We start from the raw sequence: 16249 nt of genomic DNA, 5'->3' as shown, positions 1-16249 counted from the left end.
GCTTTCGCTGGAGATGCGGTCTTGCTGAACACGGTCCACTGCGAGTCCGCCATCGCGCTTCCGAACCCTGCGGTGCGCGCGCACGAGGCGCGCTGCCTGCACGACCACGAACTGCACCTGATCGGCGCCATGCCCGCGAGCCTGCGCATCGGCAGCGGCGCCCGCCAGGAGACGCACCGCCTCGCGCCCGGCACGGTGGTGTTGCTCGGCCCTCATCTGCCGCACAGCATGGGCATTGCATTGGCCCTGTCCGCCGGCGCCGCGGAGGGCATCGTGCTGCGCTTCAGCGACGAGCCGCTGCGCCGCGGCATTGCGCTCTTTCCCGAACTCGGCGATGCCGGGCCGCTGCTGGCGCGCGCGCGGCGGGGCGTGCAGTTCGTCGGCCTGGGCGAAGGCACGCTCGCGCGGCTGCGCCGCATCGCATCGCTGCAGGGGCTCGCGCGTTTTTCCGAATTCACGGTGCTGCTGAACGAGCTCGCGCAGTGGACCGATTACCGCCTGCTCGCGGACGCCGCGCCCGATGGCGATGGCACCGACGAAAACGGCCACGCGTTGCGCATCCACAAGGCGCTGGACCACATCCGCGACAACTACGCCGAGGCGCTGTCGCTCGGCGAAGTCGGCGCGATCGTGGGCATGCAGGGGAACGCGTTCTCGCGCAGCTTTCGGCGCGCCACCGGCCAGACCTTCACCGATTTCGTGATCGGCCTGCGCGTGGCCACGGCCTGCCGCCTCCTGGCATCGACGCGCCAGCAGGTGAGCAGCATCTGCTATGAGGTGGGGTTCAACAACATCTCGAACTTCAACCGGCATTTCCGGCGCATCCAGGGGATGACGCCGGGCGAATTCCGCGCTTCGGCGCGAAGCTGAGCCGCAGCAGTTGCCTGGAGGGCGTGGCCAGTCAGGCCGCATGCAGGTTGCCCCTGAATACTCTGTAGGCAGCGTCCCGGAACCTGCATATCCTCTGGTTTTCTTGAGCTATCCTCTCGCACCCGACGCACGTAGCGATTTTTTACACATCCATGGGGCGACGCGTGCCCGAGCGAAGGGGGAGAGACAGATGCGCTTGATCTTCATCGAATTGCTATTGGCCTTGGTGCTGCTGCCACTGAGCGGCCTGTTCTGGTGGTGGGCCTTCGGCATGGGCGGCTGGGCCCTGGTCGGCTTTCTGGTGCTCGTGGGCATCACGCTGCTGCTGGTGCTGCGGGGCGTTCGCGCCACCAAGGACAAGCTCGGCCAGGCCGGCGACGACCAGGAACAGTAAGCGCGCTCCCCCGTCCGGCACCTGTCGCCGGGCCCTTGCAACACCATTGGCCTCCTCGTGAGGCCTTTTGCATTTAATGGCCCCGTATTGGCGTGCGCGAATTCCCCAAAAGCGCCCACGGCGATTTCCGTGCACCGGCCTTGAATTCTTTTTTATTCTTCGTCTTTCCGCCTGAAGGATTAGATCCGTTCGTCATGACCAAAATACGAAAGATCCGTGGCGAATGAATGACTTCAATTGAAAAAACACTACAAAAGTTTCAACTCGGAATGAAACTGAAATTATTCATTTAATTTCGTATTCAATCGTTGCACGATGTTGGTGCCGCCAAGGCCTGGGGCGACCCGAATTCGGTGTAAATCGAAAAACCTACAGCAAATCAAATCGGGGCGACGCGCTCCGCCGCTGTGCCCTTTCTGGTGCCCTCGCATGCACCGATCGAACAGGGTACCCGGTCTTTGCCCGCCCCTTTCACTCGGGGGCATGCACAAAAAACAAAATCTTACAAAAGGGCATGCAAGGTCAAAAACCCTTGAATCCAGGGATTCGTGGTTTGAATGCCACGATCTCCCCACGCTGCGGGGTAATTAATAAGTGGCCATTTCAATCGCAGAAATTGCCTTTCGAAATGCTGTTCCAGCGGCAGTTTTCCCAATGAAAACAGTGTTCCAGAGACCGCGATGGAAGATAACCCTGCATTGCGCATGGTTGCGCCACGAATAGACACGCTTTTTGCGCCTCTGCGACGAAAAAGGAGGTCTTCGGGCGCGGCGACAATTCAGTTTCCGACCGCGTACCGATAAAGCGCAGGCTCGCTTTGACGTGCGCCGCGATCCAAAGGCGACCTCCCGCATCAATCGGGCTCGACCTTTGCATATGAACCGCAGTGGTTGAAAAAACCAGTTTTGCAATGGAGATCAATTTGACACGCTACGTGTACCTGATGGGGTGGAGCGTCGCCCTGGCCGGCGCGATGTTGCTCCAGGGCTGCGCACCGGGCTTCGGCTCCGTGGTGGCCTACGAGCCCGACCCGACCCCGGCGCCCGCCCTGTCCGCCGACGGCTCGCCCGAAGGCGCGCTCACGCCGATTTCGCCCTCGCTTATCCGCGCGATGGCCGATGCGCAGCCGACCGCGGTGCCCTCCGACGTGAAGGCGCTGTTCGGCGAGGCGGCCGCGTACACCATCGGGCCGGGCGACGTCGTGGGCGTGATCGTCTACGACCACCCCGAGCTGCTGCCCAACGCCGGCGCCGTCATCACCCAGCAGGTCGACCCGACCGGCATCAGCGTGGCGCCGGGCTTCATCGTCGGCGCCAACGGGGAGATCAGCTTTCCGTACATCGGCCGCGTGAAGATGCAGGGCCTGACCGAAATCGAGGCCTCCGACCTCATCGCCAAACGCATCGCGCGCTACATCAAGGAGCCGCAGGTCACGGTGCGCATCCAGTCGTTCCGCAGCCGCCGCGCCTTCGTCGAGGGCGAGGTGCGCACGCCGGGGCTGCAGATCTTCACCGACGTGCCGATGACGCTGGCCGAGGCGCTCAACCGCGCCGGCGGCATCACCGCCAACGGCGACCGCTCGTTCGTCACGCTCACGCGCGGCGACCGCACCACGCTGGTCGATCTCACGCGCCTGCAGGACCTGGGCAACGGCGCGGGCGACATCCCGCTGCAGAACGGCGACGTGGTGCAGGTGCGCAACCGCGACGAGAGCAAGGTCGTGGTGATGGGCGAAGTGCTGCGCCCCTCGGCGCTGCTCATGCACAACGGGCGCCTGAGCCTGAACGAAGCGCTCGGCGAGGCCGGCAGTGCGAGCCTGGGCACCGCCAACACGGGCCAGATCTACGTCGTGCGCAACACCGCCAAGGGCACGCCGGCCGTGTTCCACCTGAACGCGAAGAACCCCGCCGCGCTCGCGCTGGCCGACCGCTTTCCGCTGCAGCCGCGCGACGTCGTCTACATCGACTCGGTGCCGCTGGTGAGCTGGAACCGCGTGGCCAGCCTCATCCTGCCCGCCGCCCAGGTCATGGACATCGGCGACCGCATCTACATGAACCACCGATGAGCCGCCGATGAAAACCGTGCTCACAGTCTGCATCGGCAACATCTGCCGCAGCCCGATGGCCGAGGGCCTCCTCGCGGCGGGCCTGCCGCACCTTCGCGTGGTGTCCGCGGGCACCGGCGCGCTGGTGGGCAAACCCGCCGACGCCACCGCGCAGGCGCTCATGCGCGCGCGCGGCATCGACATCTCGGGGCACGTCGCCCAGCAGGTGAGCCAGATGCTGTGCCGGCAGGCCGACCTCATCCTGGTGATGGACCTGGCGCAGCGCCGCTACCTGGAGTCGACCTACCCGTTCGTGCGCGGCAAGGTGTTCCGCATCGCCGACACCATGGCAGAGGACGTGCCCGACCCCTACCGGCAAGGCGACGCAGCATTCGAGCGGGCGCTGGCCCTCATCGACGCCGGCGCACGGACGTGGATCGACCGCGTCCTGAAGATCACAAAACCTGAGCAGCAAACCACATGAACGCATCCCAGCAAGCCGCCCCAGCGATGCAAGCGCTGGACGACGACGGCGAGGGCATCAACCTCGCGGAGTACTGGGACATCCTGGTCGACAACCGCTGGCTCGTCGCGGCCGTGGTCGCCGTTTTCCTGTTCCTGGGCACCGCGTATGCGCTGCTGGGCAAGCCCGTCTACGAAGGCAACCTCGCGGTGCAGGTGGAAGACTCGGGCAACTCCGCGGGCAGCTTCCTCGGCGATGCGGCCTCGTCGCTTTTGAGCGTGAAGACGCCGGCCGCGGGCGAGATCGAAATCCTCCGCTCGCGCGCCATCCTGGGCAAGGCGGTGGACAACACCAAGCTCTACATCAGCGCGCGGCCGCGCTACGCGCCCTTCGTGGGGAGCTATCTCTCGCGCCGCGCGACCGAGCTGTCGGAGCCGGGCTTCATGGGCCTGTCGGGCTACGTCACGGGCACCGAGAGCATCCTCGTGCCGCGCTTCGACGTGCCGCCCGACTTCGAGGAACAACCGTTCAAGCTCACCGTCGGCACCAACGGCCAGTACGAGCTGAGCCACCCCGACATCGAGACGCCGATGAAGGGCACCGTCGGCACGCTGCTCTCGGCGAACATCCCCAACGTCGCGAACGGCAGCCTCAGCCTCATGGTCACCAGCATCAGCGGCAAGCCGGGCGCGCAGTTCCAGCTCGTGCGCTCGTCCACGCAGAAGACGCTGCTCGCGCTGCAGGACGCGTTGAAGGTCGTCGAGAAGGGCAAGCAGTCGGGCGTGCTCGACGTGAGCTGGAAGAGCGCCGACCCCGAGAAGCTCACGCAGCTGCTCAACGAGATCGGCACGCTCTACGTGCGCCAGAACATGGAGCGCAAGGCGGCCGAGGCCGAGAAGACGCTGGGCTTCCTCGATACGGCGCTCCCGCAGTTCAAGACGCAGCTGGAGCAGTCCGAAGACATCTACAACCGCTACCGCAACCAGAACGGCACGGTGAGCCTGGACGACGAGGCCAAGAACGCGCTCACGCAGACCGTCGACCTGCAGTCCAAGCTGCTGGAGGCCGAGCAGAAGCGCCGCGAGCTGGCCGCGCGCTTCACCGACGAGCACCCGGCCATCCAGACGCTGGATACGCAGGTGAAGGCCTGGAAGAGCGCCATCGCGGGCATCGACGCACGCATCCGCAAGATGCCCGAGCTGCAGCAGAACACCGTGCGCATGCAGCGCGACATCAAGGTGAACACCGACCTGTATGTGTCGCTGCTGAACAGCTCGCTGCAGATGCGCCTGGCCAAGGAGGGCAAGGTGGGCAACGTGCGCCTGCTCGACGAGGCGATCGTTCCCGAAGAGGCGGTGTGGCCCAAGCGGCCGCTGGTCGTCGCGCTCGCGCTCGTCCTGGGCTTGGCCGCCGGCATCGGCGCCGCGGTCGCACGCAGCTCGTTCTTCGGCGGCATCCGCAACCCGGGCGAGATCGAGACGCACACGGGCCTGAATGTCTACAGCAGCATTCCGCTGAGCGCCGCGCAGCGCACGCTCGACAGGAACATCGAGAACAAGGTCGCCGGGCTGCACGTGCTCTCGCACCTGCAGCCCGAAGACCCGGCGGTGGAGAGCCTGCGGAGCCTGCGCACCGCGCTGCAGTTCGCCATGCTGGAGGCGACCAACAATCGCCTGCTTATTTCCGGTGCAACGCCCGGTGTAGGCAAAACGTTTATTTCGGTCAATTTCGCGGCCATTAGCGCCGCCACCGGTAAAAGAGTTCTTTTGATTGACGCCGATTTGCGAAAAGGCCGCGTCAATCAATTCCTTTCGATTCCGCGCGCCGGTGGATTGTCGGAATTGATAGCAGGAACGCTCGATTTCGAGAAGGCCGTGCGCTCCTCGGTGCTGCCGAACCTGGATGTCATCACCACCGGCGTGCTGCCGCCCAATCCGGCGGAGTTGCTGATGAGTGAGTCTTTTGTCCACGTTCTGGACAAGCTATCGCCCGCCTATGACCTCGTGATCGTCGATACGGCACCGGTATTGGTGGCAGCGGATACCGCCTCGGTGGCGCCCCTGGCGAGCACCTTGCTGCTGGTCGCGCGCGCTGAAAAGACCCAGCTCGGCGAATTGAATGAAACGGTCCGGCGGCTCGCGCATGCAGGCCGTTCGGTGAACGGCGTAATTCTGAATGCTATTGACCTATCGCGTCGCCATGCGGGCAGTGGGGGTTATAAGTATGGTGCTTACAAGCACTTACAATACACATATAAATCCAACAGGGATTCCACCTAGACCGTGAAAAATTGGAGTTAAATTCAATTCGATGCGCTTGACATTCTGGCGGGCGCATCGAGCCCATACTCAAATTGTATTCACTCAAAAAAATGTAGTACCAATGAATATTCATTCATTTGTCCTACATCTTCCGTAGTCCGTTGGCCGCGCAATGGCTTCTGCAATGCAGGAGCAACGAGGCAGTTGTGCGGGTCGTGTCGGCCACAAAAAATCAGGGCCATAACCGAAGAGATGCAGGCTCATTGCCTGCATGAGGAAAGGTGCGTCGCCAATGAAATACCTTCCGAAAGAAATTCTTTCGCGTTTCAGATCTGGATGGAGAAAGCCATGAGAAACCTCCGCCCCGAAGAATCACTGGTCCCGCAAGGCTGGGACAATTCGGAAAACCACCACAGCGAATCTCCGTACGACATCGGGCAGAACCGGGTGAGTCATCCGGTATTGCTCCGCGTCGGAAAAAGATCGGTGGACATCGCCGCCGCGCTTTTCTTCTTCATCGCCTTCGGCTGGGTGTTCGTATTGATCGGCCTGTGCGTCGCGATCAGTTCCGGTGCGCCCGTCTTCTATTCGCAGCCGCGCTATGGAAAGGACGGGCGGGTATTCCGGTTCTGGAAATTCAGATCGATGACGGCCAATTCGGCACAGGTGCTCGAGGAGCATCTGAAAAAGAATCCCGAGGCGCGCCGGCAATGGGACGAATACCAGAAACTGGAAAACGACCCGCGGATCACGCCTTTCGGCAAATTCATCCGCAAGACCAGCCTGGACGAATTGCCGCAATTCTGGAACGTGCTGATCGGCGAGATGAGCCTCATCGGCCCGCGCCCCTGCATGCTCGAGCAGAAGTCGCTCTACGGGCACGACTGGAGCCATTACTGCGCCGTGCGGCCCGGCATCACGGGCCTTTGGCAAGTGAGTGGCCGCAACCAGCTGACCTACAACGCCCGCGTCGCCCTGGACGTGCGGTACGTGGAGACGCTGTCCGTGGTGAAGGATGTGGACATCTTCATCAAGACCATCTGGGTGGTCGCCGTGGGGCACGGGTCGAGATGACGAATCTCTTCGCCGGCCCGCATTGACGGCGCACTGACGATTTGCGGCCGCAGCGGCGGCCGACGACTGAGAAGAATAAAAAAACCAGCGCTGGAAAGCGGCCGGTGCAGGGGAATTTTTGTCTTCGAATGTTCGGAATGGAATCCATATGCTGACGAGTCCTGCCATTGCGGAAAGACCGCCGGGGAAAATTGCGCCCCGGGGAAATGCGCCCAGGAACAGGCGGCGTTTCAATCAATATTCGATAGCGGGCATGGCGCTGGTTATCGTGTACGTGCTGATCTATGCCTTTTTCCGGGAATCGCTGCCCGAGAAATGGAGCGTCGATTCGGCAAAGATCATCGAGATCCTGAATTACGGCGGCGCGGGCGGTGACCTGGACAATTCGTTCGCGGTCACCGCGGCATTGTTCGGCCTTATCGGCGTGGACAACCTGGACATCTTCACCTGCCTGGTGAGCGCACTGTTCCTCTTTTTCGCGACCCACGATATTCGCCGGTCCGGCGATTTCTTTTCGCGCCTGCTGCTGATTGCGCCGTGCATCATGCTCAACATGTTTGCGCCGTCCAAGGAAACCGTGGTGCTCATCATGACGATGTTCATCACCGTGTCGGCGATCTATTTTCGGACCTCGAAGAAATTCACCTTCGCCTCGTTTCTCTTTCTTTACGTGGTCTATGGAATATTCGTCCGGCAATACTATCTGCTGATCGTCGGTGTGTTCTTCGCCGTCTATTGGCTCTGGCGGCGTCCGCTCAAATACCATTTGCTGGCAGCCGTTATTGCGGCCGGCGCCATTCTGGCGGCACCGTCCAGCGTCTTGCAGACGCTGCAATCGCCACGCGACACGTCCAATGCGTATGCGGAGCAAATCGGCAGCGACAACCGGACGGCCTTTACCAATATCGCATCGCCGGCCACCGGTCCCGGATTCCTGGTCAATTACGTGTATGCCGGAACGGTATTGATCACGCCGGTTCTCTATTTCCAGACGGCCAGCGATTTCTTCATGCAATTGATGATCGGCGCCATGCTGGTCATTCTTTACCGTGCCCGCAAAAAAGCCAGGCGCGGGCATGACCGATTTGAAGTTCGATTTTTCGCCAGCCTTTTTATTGCACACATCCTGGTGCAATTGATCTTCGAGCCCGATCTGGGGAGCTTCACCCGGCATTTGACCTCGGTGCTGCTTTATCTCATCGCCATCAAGGTTGCAGAGAGAAAACCATTCCTCCCATGAAAAAAATCCTGATTTGCGCTGTGCCATTCAGCGACAACCTGGGCGACGGGGTCATTGCCGCGTCGCTGGCGCACATTGCCGGCCTCAAATACCCGGACGCCAAGGTCGAATTCCTCGACATCGCCGGGCGGCACGGATTCGACGAAGAGAACCTGCGCGGCGGCGGCGCATTCGGCGTCTTCCAGAAGCTGCCGGCGCTCGTGCGCTCGGCCATCGTGTTCGCGTATTGCCTCAAGAACTACGTCCAGCGCTGGCGCCCGCACTGGAAGGCGGCGGTGAGCGATGCGGACCTGGTCATCGTCGGCGGCGGGCAGCTTTTTTGCGACGTGGCGCTGAACTTCCCGGCCAAGCTGTACCTGCTGAGCCGGCTGCTGCGCGGCAAGCGGGTGGCGGTGGTGTCGGTGGGCGTCACGGCCAGGTGGTCGTACTGGGGCAAGGTGCTGGTCAACAAGTTCTTCAAGAACGCCGCGCCGGTTTTCTTCGCGACGCGCGATGCGGAGTCGGCCAAGAACCTGCACGACATCTTCCGCATTCCCCGGCCCGACATCCGCGTGGTGCCCGACCCGGCGCTGGTCTGCGAAGCCGCGTTTTCCGAGGAGCTCTCGCCCGAGAAGAAGTGGGACGTGGGCATCTGCGTGAGCAGCCTCGATGCGCTGGTCATGAACTCGGAGTACGGCGAGGCGAACGCCATCGGCTCGGCCGATTTCTTCGCGAACCTGGCCGAGGCGCTGCAAAAGGAAGGCGCGCGCGTTCTCTATTTCACCAACGGCGCGGCGGAAGACAACCGCGTGATGGCCGAGATCTCCGCGCGGCCCGCTGTGGCAGAGACGGCGTTCCTCGTGCCCAAGCGGCCCGACGACCTGGTGGCGCTCATCAGCGCGTGCTCGTGCATCGCGGCGCACCGGCTGCACGCGAACATCGTGGCCTACAGCCTGAACATTCCCTCGGTGGGAATGAACTGGGACAAGAAGGTCGAATCGTTCTTCCGCCTCACGGGGCGCACGCAGTACCTGTTCGACCTGTCGCCGCGCCCGGACCAGCTGAAGGCCTCGGTGCTGCAGCTGCTGCAGGACAGGAATGCGAACCGCGACCGGCTCGATGCGCTGAAGGGCGAAGTCATCGCCGGCACGCACGCGCTCATCTGACGGCGGGGCCCCTCATGAAAGTACTGCACGTTGCCGAGACGCTCAAGGGCGGGCTGGAGACGTACCTGCGCATCGTCTCGCGCTACCAGAAGACCTCGCCGGAGATCAGCCAGGTGAAGTTCGTGCTGCCGGGCCAGGTGGACTGGCTGGGCGCGGAGAACACGCACGTCGTGCCCACGGCGCGCAAGGCCTCGGCGCTGCTCGCCTATGCGAGGGAAGTGCGCCGGATCATCGCGGCCGAGCGCCCGGCCGTGCTTCACCTGCACAGCTCGATCGCCGGCGGCGTGGTGCGCGCGATGGCCCTGGTCGGGCAGGTGCCGCGCGGCGTGAAGATCGTCTATTGCTCGCACGGCTGGGCCTTCGACCAGACCGGCCCGGCCTACAAGAACCTGGCCTACCGCTGGATCGAGCGCCTGCTTTCCTGGCGCAGCGACGCGATCATCTGCATCAGCGATCACGAGACGCGGGTGGCCGAGAAGTTCGGCATCCAGCACGTGCGCTGCATTCCGAACGGCATCGACCAGATCGACGGCAGCGAGCCGGCGTCGGCCGAACTGGCGCTGGCCGAACCGCGCAAGGTGCTCTTCGTCGGCCGGCTCGACAAGCAGAAAGGCATCGATGCGCTGCTCGATGCCTACGTGCGCGTGAAGCCGAATTTCAAGCTGATCGTGGTGGGCGATTCCGTCCGCAAGGACCTGACGCTCGCGCAATCCGACCAGGTCGAATTCAAGGGCTGGCTGGAGAAGGACGCGCTGGACGCCGTCTACCGCGCGTGCGACGCCACCATCGTCCCGTCGCGCTGGGAGGGCTTCGGCCTGGTCGCGGTCGAGGCCATGGCGCGCGGCAAGCCGGTGTTCGCATCGGCGGTCGGCGGGCTCGTCGACATCGTGGCGCACGGCACCAGCGGCCGGCTCTTTTCCCTCGAACAGATGGACCAGACCCTGCGCGACATCGACGGCCTCTCCGACGCGGCGCTCCGCCAGATGGGGCAGGCCGGCCGGCGGATCTTCGAAGAGAAGTTCACCTCGCAGCGCATGAACACGGCCATCGTCAACCTCTACAAGGAGTCGGTACTCCGATGAAGATTTCCACAAGCCGAACCCGCCGCTGGCTGCAGGCAGCGCTGCTGTCGTGCGCATGCCTGTCCGCGGTCGTCATGAGCCCCGCGCAAGCCCGGGGCGTGAGCGGCATCGACACGGACTACCCGGTCGCGCTGAGCGTGCAGATCGATCCGGCCACCATCACCGATGCGGACCTCAACGAAATCCGTGCGGCGGGCTTCGAGTTCGTGCGCTTCGGCGTGCGGCCGCCGCTCAAGAGCGTGAACCCGAGCCTCATCGACTACCCGCGCCTCATCCAGCGCGTGCGCAACGCCAAGCTCGACGCAATCGTCACGCTCTTCGGCGGCAGCGCGATCTGGGGGCTGGGCCCGAAGGACTGGCGCGAGGGCGCGCGCAAGGAGAGTCTCTTCTCCGATTTCGCGGTCGGCTTCATGAAGGCGCACACCGGCGACGTGGCCGTGTGGGAGGTGTGGAACGAACCGGACCACAAGACCTTTTTGAACCCCGCGCTGCTGTCTGACTTCGAGACCGCGTCGTCGGAGCTGTGCGCCAACATGGCCAAACAGAAGGTGCAGCCGAACATCGTCGTGGGCTTCGGTTTCGCGAACCTGCCCTTCGTGGGCGGCAAGGTGCCGACGCAGCTGGAGAACGCGTTCGTCTCGGCCGCGAAGTCCGATTGCCTGACCGACATTTCCATCCATCCCTACCGCCCGGTGCCCGAGACCGCCTTTGGCGACTACGAGAAGCTGCGCGCGCAGCTCGACAAGCGCGAGTTGAAGAAGACCGGCATCGTCATCTCCGAATGGGGCTATGCCTCGTACCTGCCGGTGCGCAGCCAGAGCACGCAGGCCTCGCTGGTTTTTCGCGAGTACCTCATCAACGCCGCGGCCAGCATCAAGCTCCTGAACCTGTATGCGTGGCGCGACCGCGGACGCTCGTCGTTCTCCAAGGAAGACAACTTCGGGATCATGTCGAACGCGGGCGAGAAGAAGGAGGCGTTCTCCGCGCTCACCGAATTCCTCAAGATCGCCCGGCATTCGAAGAAGGTTTCGTACGACGACGCGAAGGGCGTGAACCAGCTCGTCCTGAAGCGTGACGACGCGCTGCTGCACGTGCTGTGGACGCAGGACAACGAGAAGTCCGTGACCGTCCCCGTGGCCGAAGGCAAGAAGTGCACACGCGTCGATTTCTTCCCGCAGATGCGCCGCGGCAGTTGCGGTCCCCGCACGGACGGCGGATTCTCCGCGAAGGCCTCGGCCTATCCCGTGCTGCTGTCGATCTCGGACTAGACGCGATGGCGCGTCTTTCCGGAATCCGCAAACGTTTGGGCGGCCCCGTCTTCGCGATTGCGGACCAGTGCATCTACAGCGCGAGCCAGTTGCTCCTGAGCTTCGCATTGGCGCGCGTGCTGTCGCCTTCGGATTTCGGCGTGGCCTCCGCGTTCCTGGCGGTCGTGAGCTTCCAGTACATCCTGCACACGGCGATGGTGCACGAGCCGCTGCTGATCCGCCGCTTCTATGCGAGCCGCTCGGCGGCGTGGACGAGCTGGGCGCTCGTGGCGCTCTTCTCGCTCGCGGGGTACCTGTGCTGGCAGCTCGTCGTGTTCCCGGGGCAAGTGCGCTGGGTGGGCGTGGCGCTCATCGTGGGCTACGAGATCTTCTGGCTCTCGCGCAGCCTGCTGCTCACGGGGCGGCGCTACGCGATGCTGTGCGCGACCGGCGTGCTGGTCTGCGTGGGGTATGTCGCGGTGCTCGGCGTGGAGAAGCCCGCGACGTGGGGCGAGGCGCTGCTGCTGGTCTCCCTGTTGCAGCTGCCGTTCCTGGTCCTCGTGCTGCTGAACCTGCGCAACGTCATGCCCGCGCTGCCCGCCGCCAAGGATGCGCAGGGCCTCACCGTGAAAGAGTCGATGGCCTACGGCTGGAAGGCCAGCCTCTCGCAGTTCATGAGCTGGATCATGACGGGCGGGGCCATCCTGCTCTTGGGCTCCTCGGCCGATTCGGAGCAGGGCGGGCTGCTCAAGATCTACATCACCTTCCTCTTGCCGATGCAGTACGTGCTCGCGGCACTGGGCTACTACTTGCTGCCGCAACTGGCGGCGCGCTGGCATGCCGAAGACCGCAGGAGCGTGCACCGGCTCTTCGTGATGTTCGTGCTGGCGGGCTTCCTGATCGCCGAGGCTGCCGGCGTGGTGCTGGGCCTGCTGGGCCCGCATCTCGTGGTGCTGGCCTTCGGCGAGAACTACCGCCACATGGACTTCTCGCCGTTCTATTACGCGCCCGCGATCTTCGGTCTCACCATGTGCCTGCGCACGGGCTTTCGCGCCGCCGCGCGGCCGGGCGCGCTGCTGTTCTGCTCGGTCGTGGGCGCGGTGGTGTTCGGCATCTCGATGCGCGCGGCCAAGCCGCCGGTCTCGTACATCCAGACCATCCACGCGATGACCCTGGGCTTCGCCTGCATGGCCGCGCTGATGATCGGCTGGCTGTTCTTCTTCATGCGGGCGCCCAGGCAAGGCGAGGGGCTGAGCGCCTGAGCGCCTGAGAGGCCATCCTGGAGAACGCCATGAACAACCCTTTGCTGCGCGACGTGCGCATGGACGAGCGCCTGCGGTTCCTGCGGGACGGCGTGGTGTGCCTGCGCCAGATCATCTCGCCCGAGTGGGTGCGGCGCGCGCAGGACGGCGTCGAGCACGAGCAGGTGATGTTCGAGTCCGGCGCCGGCGAGGTCGCGCGGCAACTGACCGTGACGCGGCGGTTGCGCTGGATCTACGACCAGCTGTTCGACAGCGGCCATGGCGATCCGATGGGCGCGACCCCCTGGCACCAGGACACCTCGTGCGGCCTGGCCGACAGCCACCGCATCGTGCGCGTGTGGATGCCGGTGGACCACGTGCCGCGCGAGACCGGCATCGAGGTCGTGCGCGGCTCGCACCTGTGGAAGGCCGAGTACGGCTGGGCCGGCCGCTTCGAGGTGCGCGACATCGAGGCCAACCGGCGCGCTTTCGACATCGTGGGCTACGAGGTCGACGCGGGCGACGTGGTGGCCTTCAACTACCGCTCGCTGCACCACGCGGGCGCCAGCGTGAACTTCAGCGAGAAGCGCAAGGCCTTCGCGATCCTCTACGCGGACGACGCGATCAACCTCCGGCGGCCTGCTTCGTTGTCGTCGTCGTCGCCCGTGTTCCGCGCGGTCTAGGTCCGCGCGCCCGGCGCTGTCAGGCGCCCAGCTTGCCGCAGAACTCGGGCAGCCAGTGGAAGCTGCGGGCCTGGTAGTTGCGGTCGAAGATCACCTTGTACTGGCAGGTCGTCACGCCGCTGCCCGAGTGGAAATGGAAGATGTAGTCCCACTCGCGCACGGCCGCCATGCCTTCGGCGAAATGCGGGCGGCCGATGAGTGCGTAGAGCTGGTTCTTGGTCGCGCCGGGGCCGATGGCGCGCAGGTTCTCGCGGTTCGGAAAGCTGCCTTCCTTCTGCGATGCCTCGTCGACCTTGGGCCAGACGAGCTCGGTGGCCTTGCCTTCGTCGGTGATGCCGCGGCTCACGTAGGAGGTGCAGCCTTGCAGCGCGAAGAATGCCGCTGTGGTGCCGATCACGGCGATGGAGGTGCGGAGCATGCGTTGTTGTTTTGCGTGTGTCATGAAAGGTCCTTTGATTTTTCTTCGCTCACCACTGGAAGCCGGCACCGGCGGTCACGCCGACGCTGCCGCGCGAGTTGGCCGAGCCGGTGAGCTTCATCACCCAGCGGCCGTTGTCGGTGATGCTGGAGTAGCCGATGGCGATTGCGCTCTGGCCTTCGTAGCCCGCCGCGCTGCCCGCGACCATGTTCTTGCCCGGGATGTAGGCCTGCGGCAGGCCGCTCATCGCCATCGCGCCGGCAGTGCCGGCGCTGGCATCGCGCTGGGTCGCGCGAATCTCGTTGCGCAGCTGGTTGTTCTGCGCGTTGGCCTGGCTGCCCTGCGCGTTCAGCTGGTTCACGTTGACCGCATCGGTGCCGGCCACGCCGGGCGCCACGTTCGAGATGGTGGTGCCGCCCGGCGCCTGCCCGTTGCCCAGCGTGACCTGGTTGTAGTTGACGCTGCCGTCCACGTTGGTGCCGTAGTTCACCGCGCGCGACTGCACCGCCTGCAGCTGCCGCACGTTGACCGCATCGGTCGCCTGCGTGCCGCCCGCCACGTTGGCGATCTGGCGTTCGCCGCCCGCGCTGCCCACGGAGACGGCGCCCTGCGTCGAGCTCACCGCGGTGTTGGAGAACAGCTCGGCCTTGCCGCCCATGCCCGCGCGGTCGGCGGTGGCGCCGGCGCCGAGCGCCACGCCGCCGGTGCTGCTGGTCACGGCGCCGGTGCCGAGCGCCACGCCGTTGGCGCCGCTCGCCAGGGTGCCGGTGCCCAGCGCAATCGCCGAGGTGCCGGAGGCCGTGCTCTGCAGGCCCACGGCCACGCTGGAGACGGCGCTGGCCGTCGCGAAGTCGCCGACCGCCAGCGCGCTGTCGGCCAGTGCCTGGCTGTTCGCGCCCAGCGCCGCGGCGTTGATGCCGTTGGCGTTCGCACGGTCGCCCGCCGCGAGGCTGCTCTTCTTCTGCGCCTGCGTGTTCGCGCCGAGCGCGGTCGCGTTGATGTCGCTGGCGGTGGCGCGGTCGCCCGCGGCCAGGCTGCTGGTGGCCACTGCGGTGGTGTTGGCGCCGAGCGCCGTCGCGTTGGTGCCGAAGGCCTGCGCCACGTTGCCGACGGCAGTGCTGCTCACGCCCGCCGCCGTGCTCGTCGAACCCAGCGCGGTCGCATAGGTCTCGGTCGCCTTGGCATCGATGCCCGTGGCCACGCTGCCGTAGCCGGTGGCCTTGGTGGTGGTGTCGCCGATCAGCACGGCGCTGTTGCCCAGGTTGCCGCTCACCAGGGTCTGCAGCGCTGCCGCGTCCGGCCCGCCGTTGACGGTGTCGCCGGGCACGCCGCTCACGAGCGCGATGCCGCCGTTGCCGTTGGGAACCTGGCACGACCAGGTAGGGCCCGCGCCGGTCGAGCTGCACACGGCGCCCGAGCCGGTGACGTAGCTGTTTCCGCCGATGGTGACGTCGGCCCATGCGGCCGCCATGAACAAACCCGTCGTCAAGACGACAGCACTCCTGAATCCGCGATCCATGCTTGTTTCCCCCTGACGCACCCGTTGGATGCGTTAATTTATGAAGGTCACCAATGTATGAACCGAGGCCCCGCTAACAAAGGACCTAATTCACAATGACTGTGAGCGAACGGCTACTAAATGTTTACGAACCATCACTAATTCAGGAGATTCGATGAAGCCCCAACCGATCGACTACGCGAATGCTTCCGACGAGGTCAAGGCCGTGTTCGACGACATCAAGGCATCGCGCAACGTGCCCGACGTCAACAACTTCTGGAAGTACCTGGCCAACGATCCCGCGACGCTCAAGCGCACGTGGTCGAGCCTGAAAGAGGTGATGGCACCCGGCGCGCTCGACCCGGTGGTCAAGGAAATGATCTACCTCGCGGTGAGCGTGTCGAACGGCTGCGGCTACTGCATCGCGAGCCACCATGCGGGCGCGGAGAAGGCGGGCATGACGCCCGAGATGTTCGGCGAACTGATGGGCGTGGTCGGGATGGCGAACGAGACCAATCGGCTGGTCAACGGGTATCGCGTGCCTGTCGATCCGGCGTTCGACAAGTAACGATCGTTGTTCGGGGCGGCA

The 16249-nt window shown here is 64.5% G+C and carries 15 protein-coding genes; 13 read left to right on the top strand and 2 right to left on the bottom strand.

What is annotated here, in order from left to right; translation table 11 throughout:
- Window positions 1-21: 21 nt before the first annotated feature.
- From BM133_RS32105 to BM133_RS32050, 12 genes are all read left to right on the top strand, one after another.
- The gene (locus BM133_RS32105) at window positions 22-870 is read left to right on the top strand and encodes an AraC family transcriptional regulator (protein WP_256219427.1); all 849 of its coding nucleotides are present in this window, start codon (window positions 22-24) and stop codon (window positions 868-870) included.
- 190 nt (window positions 871-1060) lie between these two features.
- Window positions 1061-1264 (top strand): hypothetical protein, encoded by a 204-nt coding sequence (locus BM133_RS32100; protein WP_093443205.1) that lies wholly within the window; start codon window positions 1061-1063, stop codon window positions 1262-1264.
- Window positions 1265-2174: 910 nt separating this feature from the next.
- Window positions 2175-3329: a polysaccharide biosynthesis/export family protein gene (locus tag BM133_RS32095; protein ID WP_093443203.1), complete on the top strand. Its 1155-nt coding sequence runs from the start codon at window positions 2175-2177 to the stop codon at window positions 3327-3329.
- A gap of 7 nt (window positions 3330-3336) precedes the next feature.
- Window positions 3337-3792 (top strand): low molecular weight protein-tyrosine-phosphatase, encoded by a 456-nt coding sequence (locus BM133_RS32090; RefSeq protein ID WP_093443201.1) that lies wholly within the window; start codon window positions 3337-3339, stop codon window positions 3790-3792.
- A complete protein-coding gene (locus BM133_RS32085) occupies window positions 3789-6050 on the top strand; it encodes a polysaccharide biosynthesis tyrosine autokinase (protein ID WP_093443199.1) in 2262 nt (753 codons plus the stop codon). Before BM133_RS32090 ends, BM133_RS32085 begins: the two co-directional genes overlap by 4 nt.
- A gap of 330 nt (window positions 6051-6380) precedes the next feature.
- The gene (locus tag BM133_RS32080) at window positions 6381-7106 is read left to right on the top strand and encodes a sugar transferase (RefSeq protein WP_093443391.1); all 726 of its coding nucleotides are present in this window, start codon (window positions 6381-6383) and stop codon (window positions 7104-7106) included.
- Between the two features lie 253 nt (window positions 7107-7359).
- Complete coding sequence (locus tag BM133_RS32075) at window positions 7360-8346, top strand: hypothetical protein (RefSeq protein ID WP_093443197.1); 987 nt, start codon at window positions 7360-7362, stop codon at window positions 8344-8346.
- Window positions 8343-9491: a polysaccharide pyruvyl transferase family protein gene (locus tag BM133_RS32070; RefSeq protein ID WP_093443195.1), complete on the top strand. Its 1149-nt coding sequence runs from the start codon at window positions 8343-8345 to the stop codon at window positions 9489-9491. The genes BM133_RS32075 and BM133_RS32070 overlap by 4 nt, the downstream gene beginning before the upstream one ends.
- A 14-nt stretch (window positions 9492-9505) precedes the next feature.
- Entirely contained in the window at window positions 9506-10573 is a 1068-nt protein-coding gene (locus tag BM133_RS32065) for a glycosyltransferase (protein WP_093443193.1), read from the top strand.
- Window positions 10570-11841 (top strand): glycoside hydrolase 5 family protein, encoded by a 1272-nt coding sequence (locus tag BM133_RS32060; RefSeq protein ID WP_093443191.1) that lies wholly within the window; start codon window positions 10570-10572, stop codon window positions 11839-11841. Before BM133_RS32065 ends, BM133_RS32060 begins: the two co-directional genes overlap by 4 nt.
- Before the next feature lie 5 nt (window positions 11842-11846).
- A complete protein-coding gene (locus BM133_RS32055; RefSeq protein WP_093443189.1) occupies window positions 11847-13082 on the top strand; it encodes a lipopolysaccharide biosynthesis protein in 1236 nt (411 codons plus the stop codon).
- Between the two features lie 29 nt (window positions 13083-13111).
- Window positions 13112-13744 carry a phytanoyl-CoA dioxygenase family protein gene (locus BM133_RS32050; RefSeq protein ID WP_093443187.1) on the top strand — a complete coding sequence of 211 codons (633 nt, stop codon included), beginning with the start codon at window positions 13112-13114 and terminating at the stop codon, window positions 13742-13744.
- A 19-nt stretch (window positions 13745-13763) separates the two neighbouring features.
- Here BM133_RS32050 and BM133_RS32045 read toward each other — a convergent pair whose 3' ends face one another.
- Entirely contained in the window at window positions 13764-14162 is a 399-nt protein-coding gene (locus BM133_RS32045) for an outer membrane protein assembly factor BamE (RefSeq protein WP_093443185.1), read from the bottom strand.
- A gap of 49 nt (window positions 14163-14211) precedes the next feature.
- A complete protein-coding gene (locus BM133_RS35665; RefSeq protein WP_177225012.1) occupies window positions 14212-15651 on the bottom strand; it encodes a YadA family autotransporter adhesin in 1440 nt (479 codons plus the stop codon).
- Between the two features lie 184 nt (window positions 15652-15835).
- On the opposite strand from BM133_RS35665, the gene BM133_RS32035 reads away from it, so the two are divergent.
- The gene (locus BM133_RS32035) at window positions 15836-16228 is read left to right on the top strand and encodes a carboxymuconolactone decarboxylase family protein (protein ID WP_093443181.1); all 393 of its coding nucleotides are present in this window, start codon (window positions 15836-15838) and stop codon (window positions 16226-16228) included.
- The last annotated feature ends 21 nt before the right edge of the window (window positions 16229-16249 follow it).

It is taken from the genome of Variovorax sp. 770b2 (assembly GCF_900115685.1).
Lineage (GTDB): Bacteria > Pseudomonadota > Gammaproteobacteria > Burkholderiales > Burkholderiaceae_C > Variovorax.
This window is presented reverse-complemented; position numbering and strand designations above follow the sequence as displayed.